The 14,236-nt window shown below is 51.1% G+C and carries 9 protein-coding genes; 1 reads left to right on the forward strand and 8 read right to left on the reverse strand.

Annotated features, from left to right (window positions below; all coding sequences use genetic code 11):
- Positions 1 to 13: 13 nt before the first annotated feature.
- The 3 genes from dnaJ to dnaK all read right to left on the reverse strand — a co-directional run bounded on the left by dnaJ (position 14) and on the right by dnaK (position 3,962).
- On the reverse strand, positions 14 to 1,207 hold the full coding sequence (dnaJ, locus tag N24_RS14625) for a molecular chaperone DnaJ (RefSeq protein ID WP_096458709.1): 1,194 nt from the start codon (positions 1,205 to 1,207) through the stop codon (positions 14 to 16).
- Between the two features lie 241 nt (positions 1,208 to 1,448).
- Positions 1,449 to 2,105 (reverse strand): nucleotide exchange factor GrpE, encoded by a 657-nt coding sequence (gene grpE, locus N24_RS14630; RefSeq protein WP_096458712.1) that lies wholly within the window; start codon positions 2,103 to 2,105, stop codon positions 1,449 to 1,451.
- Positions 2,106 to 3,962: a molecular chaperone DnaK gene (gene dnaK / locus N24_RS14635; RefSeq protein WP_096460291.1), complete on the reverse strand. Its 1,857-nt coding sequence runs from the start codon at positions 3,960 to 3,962 to the stop codon at positions 2,106 to 2,108. It lies immediately after the preceding gene.
- Between the two features lie 340 nt (positions 3,963 to 4,302).
- Between dnaK and N24_RS14640 the strand changes: the two genes are divergently transcribed.
- Entirely contained in the window at positions 4,303 to 5,733 is a 1,431-nt protein-coding gene (locus N24_RS14640; protein ID WP_096458715.1) for an AI-2E family transporter, read from the forward strand.
- A 38-nt stretch (positions 5,734 to 5,771) separates the two neighbouring features.
- Here N24_RS14640 and N24_RS14645 read toward each other — a convergent pair whose 3' ends face one another.
- The 5 genes from N24_RS14645 to N24_RS14665 all read right to left on the reverse strand — a co-directional run bounded on the left by N24_RS14645 (position 5,772) and on the right by N24_RS14665 (position 14,235).
- A complete protein-coding gene (locus tag N24_RS14645) occupies positions 5,772 to 6,332 on the reverse strand; it encodes a nucleosidase (protein ID WP_096458718.1) in 561 nt (186 codons plus the stop codon).
- A 46-nt stretch (positions 6,333 to 6,378) separates the two neighbouring features.
- Positions 6,379 to 8,109 carry an ATP-binding protein gene (locus N24_RS14650; RefSeq protein ID WP_096458721.1) on the reverse strand — a complete coding sequence of 577 codons (1,731 nt, stop codon included), beginning with the start codon at positions 8,107 to 8,109 and terminating at the stop codon, positions 6,379 to 6,381.
- A gap of 1,053 nt (positions 8,110 to 9,162) precedes the next feature.
- Entirely contained in the window at positions 9,163 to 10,272 is a 1,110-nt protein-coding gene (locus tag N24_RS14655; RefSeq protein ID WP_096458724.1) for a Wadjet anti-phage system protein JetD domain-containing protein, read from the reverse strand.
- 1 nt (position 10,273) lies between these two features.
- A complete protein-coding gene (locus N24_RS14660; RefSeq protein WP_096458727.1) occupies positions 10,274 to 13,597 on the reverse strand; it encodes an ATP-binding protein in 3,324 nt (1,107 codons plus the stop codon).
- Entirely contained in the window at positions 13,594 to 14,235 is a 642-nt protein-coding gene (locus N24_RS14665) for a DUF4194 domain-containing protein (RefSeq protein ID WP_096458731.1), read from the reverse strand. The genes N24_RS14660 and N24_RS14665 overlap by 4 nt, the downstream gene beginning before the upstream one ends.
- Between the last annotated feature and the right edge of the window lies 1 nt (position 14,236).

Consider the following 14,236-nt stretch of genomic DNA (forward strand, 5'->3'; position numbering starts at 1 on the left):
TCAAAGAGAACGTCTAGCGGTTTTTACCTGCCCAGTTGGCGCGTGGATCAAAACCAGACTGAGTTTCTGCTTCAGCATAAGCCTGAAGCGCTTCCGTGGCCTTTTCATCCAGATTCTTTGGAACAGAAACCTGGACAGTGACCAACAAATCACCTGTAGAATCACGAGCTTCAATACCGCGACCGCGTACACGCAAAGTGCGACCATCAGGAGTTCCAGCAGGTAGCTTCAGCTTTACTGGCTTATTAAGGGTTGGCACAGAGATAGCTGCTCCGAGTGCTAGTTCGGAAAAACTTACTGGAATGGTGATCAAAATGTTGTTGCCGTCGCGGGTAAACACATCGTCCTTTTTAACATGGACTTTCACAAAAAGATCGCCCGCTGGTTTTCCATTTGGCCCTGCTTCACCTTGCCCTGCGAGGCGAACCTTTTGACCATCTTCCACACCCGTTGGAATCCGCACGGTGATGGAACGAGACTTGCGCACAGTGCCTCGTCCATGACAGTTATCGCAAGGATCAGTGATCACTTCACCAGTTCCGCCACAGGTGGAACAAGGAGCGGAGAATCCGAAAGCGCCTTTGTTTTCTGAAGTAAATCCAGTGCCGTCACAGGTGCCACACTTTGCAGGGTGGCCCGACTTGGACCCGGATCCGTGGCAGGTATTGCACGGTGCATCGCCGGTGAGCTCCACTGGGATGGTTGTGCCCTTTGCCGCTTCAACAAACGAAAGGGTGATTTCAGTTTCTACATCCGCCCCCCGCGTCGGCCTAGCTGACTGGCGAGGACCAGCGCCGCGGTTGAAAAGGCCACCGAAGATATCGCCCAAACCGCCGTCCGCAGAAAATCCTCCACCTTGTCCTCCGGATCCACCGAAGATGTCCGAGGCGTCGAATCCTCCCGTCGACGTGCGAAACCCGCCGGGGAAGCCCGCACCTCCGCTTCCGAATCCTCCTCGGATTCCACCGGATGCTAGCAGTGCTTTAAGCTCGTCGTATTCTTTTCGCTTCTTTTCATCACCAAGTACGTCATATGCCTCGGCCGCCTTTTTGAATCGATCTTCAGCGGCCTTATCACCTGGATTTTTGTCTGGGTGATTTTCCCTGGCTAGTTTACGGTAGGCCTTTTTGATCTCATCTTCTGTAGCGGACGAGGAGACCCCCAGGTCTGCGTAATAGTTCTTATTTGCCCATTCGCTATTGTTCACTGGGCATCTCCTCCTTCCATGAGTCTTATATGCGGTGAGTTGTATGTAATTTTAAGTTATCTTAAGTTCTAAAACTTGTTGTCCGAGTCACCGGCGTCTCCGGCGGATATCTCCAATTGTTTCTTAAAAGATATCGCTTAAAGATATCCGCCGGTGTTGCAAGGAGTGCTCATTGTGGGCCGTGGACAACGGCGGGGCCACTGAGAAAACAACTGACACGTTGTTTTCTTAAGCTCTCCTTTTAGTTCTCTTCGGGGTCTCCGATGAGAACCATTGCGGTGCGGATGACTCGGTCGCCGAGACGGTATCCCTTGCGAAGTACCGTGCCCAAAACCTTGACATCGCCTTGGGAGAGATCCTGTACTGCTTCGTGGATCTCTGGATCAAACTCTTCGCCAACAGTTCCGAAGGACTCAACCTTCAAACCACCGAGGATGTTGATCAGCTTGTCAGACAGTGACTTCAATGGACCTTCTTTGAGGTCACCGTGCTGTTCAGCCAGGTCAAGATCATCAAGCAGGGGCAGAAGTTGGGTAACAACACCTGCGCGTGCGGTATCGATGATGCCCTGGCGTTCACGCTCGGTACGTCGACGGTAGTTGGCGTACTCAGCAGTGACTCGCTGGAGATCTTCAGTGCGTTCAGCAAGCTGTGTTTCTACAGCAGATACTTCACCATCGCCGTCCACGTCTGGATCAATATCTGAGAGAAGATCGTTGATCTCTGCTTCGAGCTCTGGGGAAATTTCTTCCTCTGCGGCCTGTCCTGATGGAGATTCCTCCGCTTGGCGGGCAGCTGCTTCTTCAGCTGCCTGCTCAGCACGATCAGCAGAGGTTGCCTCTGGATCGGTGTTTTCAGGATCCCCAGGGTTGTCGGGCATTCCGTTAGGGGTGGTCATTTACTTCTTGTCCTCACCATTGTCAGCTGCGTCGTCTTCGACAACTTCAGCGTCAACAACATTGTCATCTGCAGCACCTTCTGCACCTGCATCAGCCTGGGTTGCTCCTGCAGCTGCTTCAGCTTCGTAGATGGCCTTGCCCATTTCCTGGGACTCGGTGTTCAGCTTCTCAACTGCAGACTTGATGGCCTCGAGGTCTTCACCCTTGAGCGCTTCTTCCACACCCTTGGCTGCTTCCTCAACCTTTGCCTTGAGATCTTCGTTGACCTTCTCGGAGTTCTCTTCGACAAACTTGCGGGTCTGGTAAACCAGGGATTCAGCGTTGTTGCGGACTTCTTGCTCCTCGCGGCGCTTCTTGTCCTCATCAGCGTGAGCTTCCGCATCCTTGATCATGCGGTCGATTTCTTCCTGGGACAGGCCAGAGCCGTCCTGGATGGTGATGGTGTTTTCCTTGCCGGTGCCCTTGTCCTTTGCGGTGACGTGCACGATGCCGTTGGCGTCGATGTCGAAGGTGACCTCGATCTGTGGGACGCCACGTGGTGCAGGTGCGATGCCACCGAGTTCGAAGGAGCCGAGGAGCTTGTTCGCGGATGCGATTTCACGCTCGCCCTGGAAGACCTGGATCTGGACAGAAGGCTGGTTGTCTTCTGCAGTGGTGAAGGTCTCGGAACGCTTGGTTGGGATGGTGGTGTTACGCTCGATGAGCTTGGTCATCACGCCACCCTTGGTTTCGATACCGAGGGACAGTGGGGTGACGTCAAGAAGAAGAACGTCCTTGACCTCGCCGCGAAGAACACCAGCCTGAAGAGCTGCACCAACTGCAACGACCTCATCTGGGTTAACGCCCTTGTTTGGCTCGCGTCCACCGGTTAGTTCCTTAACCAGGTCGGTTACGGCTGGCATACGGGTGGATCCACCAACGAGAACAACGTGGTCGATTTCGGATACGGAAATTCCGGCGTCCTTAACAACCTGGTTGAAAGGAGTCTTGGTGCGGTCAAGCAGATCCTGGGTGATGCGCTGGAACTCTGCACGGGAGAGGGTCTCATCCAAGAACAGTGGGTTCTTGTCTGCATCGACGGTGATGTAAGGAAGGTTGATGTTTGCGCTCTGGGAAGAGGACAGCTCGATCTTTGCCTTCTCAGCTGCCTCACGCAGACGCTGCAGGGCCATCTTATCCTTGGTCAGGTCGATGCCGTTGGATGCCTGGAACTTCTCTACCAGCCAGTCAACAACACGCTGATCCCAGTCATCGCCACCAAGCTCGTTGTCACCAGAGGTTGCGCGAACCTCAACAACGCCGTCACCGATCTCTAGGAGGGAGACGTCGAAGGTACCGCCACCGAGGTCGAATACCAGGATGGTCTGCTCCTGCTCGCCCTTTTCAAGACCGTATGCAAGTGCAGCTGCGGTTGGCTCGTTAACGATACGGAGAACGTTTAGGCCTGCAATCTGGCCTGCTTCCTTGGTTGCCTGACGCTGTGCATCCTCGAAGTATGCAGGAACGGTAATAACAGCATCGGTGACATCCTCACCCAGGTAAGCCTCTGCGTCGCGCTTCAGCTTCATCAGGGTACGAGCGGAGATTTCCTGTGAGGTGTAGTTCTTATCATCAATACCAACGGTCCAGTCAGTGCCGATGTGGCGCTTGACGGAGCGGATGGTGCGGTCAACGTTGGTAACTGCCTGGTTCTTAGCGGACTGGCCAACTAGAACCTCGCCGTTCTTTGCGAATGCAACGACGGAAGGGGTGGTGCGTGAGCCTTCTGCGTTAGCGATAACTACTGGCTCGCCGCCTTCAAGTACTGAAACCACTGAGTTGGTGGTTCCAAGGTCAATTCCTACTGCACGTCCCATAATGGTGCCTCCTGTTTTAGGTGATTTTTGCATTGTCCACGGCTTGAGCTTTGACCAGTTTCCTACCAGCATCCGCTGATAAGAATTACTCCTCATTGAGCCTGCCTGACTCAAGCTTACATATATGACAACGGCGATTGCCACAAAGTTGTTCCAACTAGACTCAACTTTCTTTATTTCCGCAGGTAAAAAGCTTCCAACTAAGGGAAGAATCCGGGTTTACCCCTAGTTCCATAGCGCACAAAAAGGTGAAAATCTGACAACTTGCATGAACCAATAGCAACTTTCATCCACACCATTCCAAGAAAATCAAAGTAGACATACTTAATTACGACGCCCAATGTCCCACACCTATGGCATAGTGATTTTTGTGAGCACTAAACCTGGAAACCCATCCAATAGGGATGACACAAATAGCTCTATCCCTTCAAAAGATTTGCCCGAAACCGTCCTAGACGCGATCGAGGACAACTTCGAGCCACCACTAAATGCCCAAAAGCCAACGGCAGACGCCTCTGATGAGCCATCCGTGACACCGGCAGCTGATTCCGAGACCGTCACAGACCGTTCAGTGATTTTGGGACGCGACGGTCGTTGGCTATCCGGCTGGGCGTTGCGTTTCATCGTGCTTGTCATTGCTGGTGTCATCGCGCTGCGCATGTTGGGCTTCATCTGGGTCGGCCTTCTCCCGGTAGTCCTCGCGCTTTTAGTCTGCACAGTGCTGTGGCCACCTGTTAAATGGCTGCGTGACCATAAAGTTCCAGCCGCTTTGGCTGTGGTGATTACCATCCTGGGATTTTTCGCCATCATTGGTGGCGTTTTCGCAGCAATCGCACCGAGCGTGTCATCACAGACTAAGGAAGTGGTTGATCAAGCTACAGCGGGCGCCCAAGATCTCATGGATTGGGTCCAAGGACCACCATTTAATTTTGATGTTTCGCAATTTGAAGGTGCACTCAATGATTTAACATCCATGCTGCAATCACAGTCTTCGACTATTGCTTCTGGTGTTTTCTCCGGCCTATCCACTGCTTCATCAATCTTGGTCACTCTAGCCGTGATGCTGGTTTTGACTTTCTTCTTCCTCAAAGACGGGCCTCGCTTCCTTCCGTGGATGCGTGGTTTCACCGGCGAAAACGCTGGTTGGCACCTCACTGAGGTCATGACTCGCACATGGAATACCTTGGCTGGATTCATCCGCGCACAGGCATTGGTCTCCATGGTCGATGCAGTGTTCATCGGCATCGGTCTTTTAATCCTCGGCGTCCCAATGGCTCTTGCGCTTGCAGTGATCACGTTCTTCGCCGGCTTCATTCCTATCGTCGGTGCCGTGTCTGCAGGTGCTTTGGCAGTGATCATCGCACTTGTTACCAACGGAGTCACCAACGCGCTGTTAGTTCTCGTGTTGATCCTTGCTGTTCAGCAAATTGAGGGCAATGTTTTGTCCCCATTCCTGCAGTCCAAGGCCATGAACCTGCACGCAGCGGTTGTGTTGCTCTCCGTTACTGTTGGCTCCACTATGTTCGGCATCATCGGTGCATTCCTGGCCGTTCCGGTTGCCGCAACTTTGGCAGTGTGGATTCGCTACCACTCCGAAATGGTTGCGCTGCGCACGGGTGAAATCACCATCGATGATATCGAGATAGCCACAGCCAAAGGCTCCCCAACCAGTATCAGCAGCCAAGAAACACTCGCTGCTATCCGAAGTAGATTTGCCAAACTTGGTCGCAAAAAACCAGAGTCCGATGCAGAGAAAACTCCAAGTAAATAACAACGCTCAACCCGATGCCACCACGGCATCGGGTTTTGTTATTTAAATACCTGCGCCGCTTCTGCTAATTGCCGAGCCCCAGCATCAACCGCATCAAACCACGAGCCCGCAGCTTCCTCATCCGCGCTGTCACTAACCTGCTTCAGCAGCGTAATCGGAACACCAAAATGCTTTGCGACGCCCACCAGCGCCGCCCCCTCCATATCGCACAGGGAGGCCCGGGCAGCCAGTCGGCTGCGCGTTTCAGAATCTGAAATAAAAGAGTTTCCAGTGGCCAAACTCGCTACCGGAAAATTCCCACTGGTGGCCAATGACGAGCCGTTAGGGCAAGGTTTTCCTGTAATTTCAGCAATCAATTCACTGCTGAAATCATGCTGCAAAACATGCTCGATCTCATAAACACCCGCTAGTCCATCAACCAATGCTCCCGCCGTACCAATGTTAATGATGCGAGTTGGCAACACTTCCCGAATAGCCAACTCCTTGGTCAAGATCATGGTCGCTGCATTGGTACCAATTCCGGTCACCAACACTTCACAATCTTCAGGAAGGTGCGTAGCTTCTTCAACAGTGGCAGATACATAAAGAATTGAAGTCATGGTGAACCAGCTTAAACCTGACCACCCTGCAAGGTGCAGTTGTCACTCACCAAGCAACCCATCTGGTTGTCGGCCCTCGCTGTGGGCCCTCAGGATCAATTCTTGCTTTTTCTAATTGCCGAAGCATCCTGAGCGTTTCAGTAACTTCCATCCTTGGCACTCCGAGTTCATCCGCGACTTCTTTGGCCGTTATTTTCTTACCCGCTGACAATTTGTCTTCAATCCAACCTTGAATACCCTGAGGGACTTCCGCTGTTTTTTCTTCTTCACCAAAAGCCTGCAGAACCAGAGGGCCAGCGGTCCATTCCTTATTCGAATCTCCGACAGCAGCAACTAATCCAATCTCATCGAGCCAATCCATAAGCTCGCTTGCTCCTAGATCACTACTTTGAGTTTGAGTTCTCACTTCTTGGAGAGTTATTAATGGATGATCAAATAAATGACGTAACACCACAAGTGTCAGCACAGACTGAACTGCCTCAGGTGAATAATCTTGAGATAGCTGCAAAATCCCTTTAACAAAATTTGTATCCGGTCTGCCTGCGGAAATTATGACTTCCACCGATGTATCTGTTGTCCTTACAGCCGGTGGACGCCGTCCAGTTGACAACATTGATACCCACATGCGATCAAATCCTCTTGACGATTCTTCTGCAAGGCCCAAAATCCGCATCGCTGACATAAGTGTACGGTTTCGTGGCTGAGATACCGTCGTAAGCAGATTTTCTTGTGTTACTCCATGGGGCAATGGACCCGGTGACCAAACACTTAGTGTGCGCGGCGATTGATCAATAACCACTGGATCTGACATGTTCCAGTCGCGGTGTATAAGCGCATTAGCGATTACTTCATCAACAGCTTTGGCTGGAAACGCAGGGATTGGAATTTCTTGACCATTCTTAAGAAAAATTCGATCGATTTCTGCGGAAGAGGTCTCAGCGATTCGATTCAAAATCTCCTGAAAAGCCAAAACCAATGGCGTTGATATTTCCCGCACTCTCGGATCTCCGCCTGGGACAGCCCGATGCAAATGGCGAATGCTTACGCGTCCTGTTGACAGAGGGGCAAAAAGAATCTCGGCTGCGACTGTTAATTGCCCTGATCGGGTAAGCAGTCCCAATTCTTCTAGAAGGCCTCGCGTGGTTGGAGGTACAGTATCCACCTGCCCTGACACGGTACGACGGTCCACCAATAATGCCCGGGCTGCTGCAATTGCCACTGAATCTAGTTCATCAATCGACAATGCCGACTCCACCGCAGTGTGATCGGGGTTCGCGCGCTGTGCAATAAGCACCCGACGATCTTCAGTAGACATCGGGATGCAATCAGTGCCAATTCTCCTTGTAGCTTGCCCTTTTGTGCGTTCATAAAGGGTGTATGCTTTTGGAATTCGAATCCAGATCAATCGTTGATCATTTACGAAAATCTCTTCCGCCTCTACCCGCAAGTTTGGTCGTGTGTTGGCAAAAATTCTCTGCTCAATCCAGCTCGTCGCTTTTAGCGTCCCTGTGAACGCAGCTGTCCCTGGGGTTTTATCAGCAATCCCAAGAATTAGGTGTGCATCTCCACCAGGCCCATTAGCGAAACACACACTAGCGTCAGTTAATACTTCAACTAATTTGGCATCGTTACCTCGCCCTTTAAACGAAGGATCTTCTTTGAAGTCGAGCGTTTCGGATTCTTGAGAATCAGCAATTTCACCAGCCTCGATACTCTCGATTGCTCGCAAAATTTCGGGCGGGAGCTTTCTGCCCTGTGGCTCGACAATTGTTGACATAAAACACAGTATAGACAGAATAGTTGTTGCAAAGTTGTTTTAAACAACTTTGCAACAACTATTAAATTACTGCCCTCTAAAACCGCTAATAAAACCAACAAAGTACCAGATCAGAATAGTTTTTTAGAGCAATTAAAACAGCTCTCAGAACCTTGAATTACCTCCAAAATCCAAGAAATTTTCTGTCAATAGTTGTTTAAAACAACTCTACAACAACTACCAAACAACTAATTCATAGCTACCCAACCGAATCCGCATAAAACACCAGGTCAAAGTGGTTATTAGTAGTAAAACAACTCCAAAACAACTAAAACTCCAGCGCGAATACCCACACCGTCAGAAACTGGAATGGAGGCCAATAGCTGATTCGGATTAGTGGCATGTTCACACTCTTGCGAGCTGTTTAAACAACCGAATTTTCCACCCAACTTGGGTGAATCTCACTAGAGGAAGATCATCTTGGCTCTCTGACTAGTGAAGATTTTTGACGTGGGCGACACTTTCGGCACTATTGTGGCCCAACTCTGCCAACCCACCCCACCCGTTAGCGTTTATCGCTTGTTTAACGCCTCGAGTTTTTCAGATGAGCTTATGTATGCACTTCACCTTGAAAACCCCTTAAACGGGCTTCTGGGGAGGTATGACTTTTCAGGGTAAGGGCTTAAATTTGAGAGCGACCAAACCAGGAGACCCAGAATCTTCAAAAACTTAAATGTTGGGTCTCTGTGTTTGGTATTGAGCGCGATACACCAAACTAGGAGACCCACAAACGTCGAAAACGTGATTTCTGGGTCTCTGTGTTTGGTCTTATGCCGCCTAGTTGCCGCCAAGCACGCGAACACCTAAATCCGCATGGGCAAACAGCTATTTCAGCACTAATTTGGCTCAAGTCGGGTCATACCTTTGCGGGCTGTTTAACCAACCGAATTTCCCACATGCGCATTTGCACCACCTGGAACCTATAAGGCGCTTAGATAAGCGATACTGTGAGGTCACTTTTCTTTTGCCCCCTTTAGATTCGGTCAAATAGGATGGTTTTTGGAAACCCCACCATCACAAACCGGATGAGGCACCGATGGCTAACTCGATTTCTTCAACAGCCAGATCAAGTCGGATGCGTTCTTGTTCAATCCGCAGCGCGCCACCGGTGATGAGTTGATCAAGGGCTTCGGATTCGATGTCGTTGAGGTTTTCAAAGCTTTCGGCGGTAAAGCTGCGGTCGGGAACTCCAAGGTAGCGCCATCTGGAGACGGTTTCGGGGTTCATCAGTACGGACTTGGTGGAGGGGACTCGGCTGCGGACGGCGTCCAAAATTTTGAAACCGTCTAGGTCAAGATCTCCCCAGTACAGTAGCCGAACATTAGAAAAGTAGGGTGCTCGAACGATTTCCACTGCGCGATAGCCCGCTCCCCAGGCAATGACAACACCTGGCCAGGTGGGTAATGAGAGGAAAGTGTCGAGGTTTTCCACCATCACAATTTTCTTTGCTGGCACAAGCTGAGAGAGGTTGGAAAGTGGTACTTCTATATCGGTAAGTCCAGCTGGTCCATCCATCACATCAAAGCGGAGTCGAACGCGGACTTCTGGCACACTCAAACCTAAACCGGGTTCACCACGTTTATCCGCCACCAGAGTTTCAATGAGTGCACGGTGGTTTTCTAACCATTTGGTGTGCACTCCCTCCACCGCGACGGCACGTTTCAGCAGGCCAGAGTTGGGGTGTTCTAAAAACCAGTCGACAACCAGGGACGCTTTGGCAAGGTCTTCAAAAGAAAGCGAACGCCACAATGAAACATTGCCTGCCACCACCGAGCCCGTGAAATCCGACAACTGGGCAAAGCGCGCTACCAGGTCGAACCATTCGTCTTCTACCTGAGCAAACGAAACTAACTGTTCAATCGTGACCAGGTTCAAACGAACTGGGACTTCTGTTTTGCCTAAGCCCACAGGTGACCAGTTCCGCACAGCGTATTCCACATCATCGCGGCCCTCCCACTGGCGGATAAATTCCTTCGTCGCGTCAATGTCGGCAACTGCTTTGGCTGCTGTTGGTGGGTGCAGGGGCAGGTGTAGGCCTGCAAATTCGCCGAGGAGTAGCTCGCTTAGGTGCGCGTGGAAGTAGCGCGCGCTGCGGTGGCGGGCGGCGTCGATAAGCAATGTCATTTTATTTTTCTATCTTTGAAAAGCTGGAGTTTCCTTGGATCTGGCCTGTGGCGTTGGGTTTTTCGGCGTAGCTGACCACGATGGTGGAGCCGACGTATTCGCCGAGCGTTTGGATGAGTTTCAGCGGGGTGGCGAGCACCATGTGGAAGCCGAAACTGTGGAAAACGTTCATGGTTTGGCGGGTAAAGGCAGGGTCGGCGCGGTCGAAGGCTTCATCTAAAATGACGGTCGCGTAGGTGGGATAGTGAGCGCCGGGCTCAGCCAGTTGATAGCGAAGCGCAGCGGCGAGGCAGAAGAACACCAGCTTTTGGGCTTGACCACCGGAAAGCGACGCGGAATCAACGTAGGTGTTTACGGTTGCGCCAGATTGATCGCGTTCAATTCCGATGAAGCGGACGTGCCTGCGGGTATCTAACACGGTGTTGCGCCAGCGGGCATCGGCAGATTCTTGGGAGGCGAGCCTGGAGATAATATCGGCGATCAAAGCGTACTTGGAAAACGCCTGTTTTTCATCGCTTGTTCCCAGGTCACCGCTGGTTACGGCATCGAGTTTCTGCTGGAATTCTTTGACCAAAGGACCACTTTGATCACGGATATCGATGTGCAGATAGCGGCCTTCGTTGAACTCGGATTGCGCTAATGAGGCATTGATGGGCTCGATGCGTTCTTCGATTTCCCGGCGCGCATCACGTAGACGTCGAGAAATTTGGCCGAGGTTTCGCGTGGACATCTCATTCATGAGGCCTAGGAATTTGGTGGTAAATTCTGCGAGACGATCGCTGCGCAGTTCACCAAGCCGGTTGATTGCTTCACCAACAAAGTCAGGTTCTGCTTGCAAATCGGCACGGTTGGCAGGCCACGTTTCAATATAGCTGCGCAAAATTCCAACGATTTGGCTTTCGCAGCGCCGAAGTTCGGTCTCGTTGGCTTCGATTTGTTTGTCTAAATCTTCGCGCAACGCAATGGTTTGTTCATCCACATTGGCGGCGTGGACTCTGCGGGTGTTGGAAAGGAAAAGTTTTTCCACTTCGCGTTCAATATCTTCTGGAACCTCCGCTACGGGCATGCTGTTGAGACGTTGTAATTCAGCAGTTGCTTGTTCCAGATTAACCACGATGCGAGTTTCTTCATGCTCTGCACTTTTCAGTAATCGTGTCATGTGCTCGAGCGTCTGCTTCGTGGCCTCGTGGCGGGCGGCAAGTTCTGTGGCTTCAGGAGTGTTGTTGAGTTCTTCTAACAATCGATCAAGTTCCGCCACGGCCGCATCTGCAGACTCGGTATCAATCTGCGCCCACGACACCTTCAAAATTTCCAGCGAGACTTGGTAGTGTCGGTCAAGTTCCCGCAGCTCAGCACGGTTTGCCGCGATGCGGTTATCAGCTGCCTGCACTATTGCTCTAGACACTTTCACCGTTTCACGCAGCGTTTCCACTTTGGCATCGTTGGTGGATCCCAGACGGTAGGTGGACCGATCCCCCAGTTTGCGGCGGTCATCTTTTTCCCAACGCGTGGTCGGGTCACCGGTTTGTTGTGCAAATTTCCGCACGCCCAAAATGGTGACGCCCTGCTCACGAGGCCCCAGTGCAGATAATTCCTCTGGGGTGTGCACGCAGCGAATATTAAAGCGTTTGCCTAATTCTTGGTTCACCCAATCTTTAAACGGCGAATCCACAACATCAACTTTTCGGATCATGGAATCCGCTGGATACCGGGGCGTTTTGTACTCCCCCGTTGTCACCACACCGTTGAATTTCAGCAGCGCATTCAAATGCTCGCCATTAACCCAATCGCGCACACGCGGCAACAACCCATGTGGAACCAACATTTCCGCAGCAAAACCACCCAAAAGGCGCTGCACAACTGGTTCCCACTCTGCGTTATTTGGGTCAATAAGCTCACCGGCAAAAGGCACATCACGTGGGCTGATGCCTAAATCCTGACACATTCGTTCCCGCACCTGCAGCAAACGATATTCAATATTACTGCTGCCTTTACTCAAAGAAGACAGCTCTTGATCCGCTGCTTTGAACTCATCGTATGCACGCGTGCGTTCTTCTACATTCTTTTGACCTGCAGCTTCAAGCTCCTCCCGCGCGCCCGGGTATTCATCAACACTCAGTCGCGCAGCATTGTTGAGCTCTAATAACTCCTCCGCCGATTCCGGCGCCACACCACCTAGCCCCTTAACCAATGCGTCCAGGCCAGCGCGAGCAGCGCTTATTGTTTTTCGCTTTTCGACGGCCCCCTCCCTCTTCGCACTCAGCACACCATGCTGCGCTCCCACAATTTGTTTAACGTTGTCACGTGCGAGGGTTTCCATTTCGCGGGCTCGATCAGCTTCTATTTTTGCTGATTCCACCTTTGATTTCGCCTGCGCATGCTCCACAGTAAACTTACGGACGAGCGTTTCCTGTTCTTCTTTTTTAATGCGATTTCCCACCGCGGGAAGTGCTTTTTTCAATGCATTGGCATGGTCTTTGGACTGTGTGGCTTTGTCCCGCCGGTTTCTTAAATCCACCAGTGGGTCTAATGTTTGGATCTGTTTCTTGGTGTCTTCTACCTGCTCATAGGCAACTTCCAAATCATGGAATTGAGCCACGGCGGTTTTGGCAATTTCGAAGGTATCGGGTTCAACCAGCATGTAATCCCTGAACAGGTCATCAAGGCTTTGGAGGTCTTTTGCTGATTGTGCACGGTGTAGCAACAGCAATGCTTCTTCACTGGAGATCCCCAACCGACTTCTAAACCGGTTGGAAAATACGGAATGCTGATCACTAAACGTAGCGTTTTTAAACGTGGCTTTAATACGCCGCTTATCGATCCCATCTTTTAAAAATTCCAGCAACTCAGTGATATTTTGATCAGCTGAAAACACCCCATACAGCGATGAAATATCTGACCGTAAATTGTGCCCAGATTTTAGATAGAAAATAGCCACCAAGGTGTACTCTTGACCCTCACCATTTGAGTACGTCAACCCGATGATCGAATACGTTGCGCGTGGTCGAAGATAGGTGGACACAATTTGATCTTGCAGCGGATCTTCCGTTGCTCGCCACGCACCACGAATATAGGTAACTAAACTGCGGCCTTTGTTTCGGGGAGTATTAGCTTGGGCGGCGGAATTGAAACGTAGTTTTCCTTGTGGAAGAAGCACAGCGGTGATCGCGTCAATAATCGTGGATTTTCCAGATCCTGATCCACCTGTAACTAAAATTCCTTCCCTGGTGACAGGAATATCTACAGTTCCATGAAAAGTTCCCCAGTTGATCAGCTGAATTCTAGACAGCCGAAATTGGCCTGGGTGAATGGGATCGGTGCTCATGATTGTTCCTCTGTACCTGCCGATAGATCTGCCGCTATATTAAATTTCTCGTATTCAGCCCTCACACCAGCTACGGTGTCTGCATCGAAAATCTGGCGCAATGCTGGGGAGACTTCGAAGCGTTCTGGGGTTTCTGTCTTTTTGGCTAGGGAATACTGCTCGATGCGTTTGAAGGCTGCATCAAATCGTTTAGCTAGTTTCGCTTCATCGCGTTCATCTTCCACGCGGTACAGCAGAACTTGTTCGCGGATTTCTTCGCGGTCAACAATGACGCGTTCACCTGGTGGGGCCATGGTGAGTTCTTGGCGCAGAATCAAAATGATCAACGTATCAAAGTGGGACAGTGTTTCTGTGCGCAGCACTTTGGGCATGGGTTCAGTTTTGTTATTTCCAACAGCTACGTCTTGCCCACCATTTGCGGGACGAGTGAAGGCCACACCGGCGTCTTCATCTAACACCAGCTCTAGGAATAAGTTGTTGAGCACGGCATTCAAGGCTTCTTGGTCAGTCGTGATTGCTCGCCACACTTCAACGTGTTGCAGCGCATTGACCATTGGTCCTTTAAGTAATTGCACCAGCGCTTTTCTTGATCCAAAGGTCAAGGTGCCGGTATCGCCTTCCCACAGTTGATCATCCATT

Source organism: Corynebacterium suranareeae (assembly GCF_002355155.1).
Taxonomy (GTDB): Bacteria; Actinomycetota; Actinomycetes; order Mycobacteriales; family Mycobacteriaceae; genus Corynebacterium; species Corynebacterium suranareeae.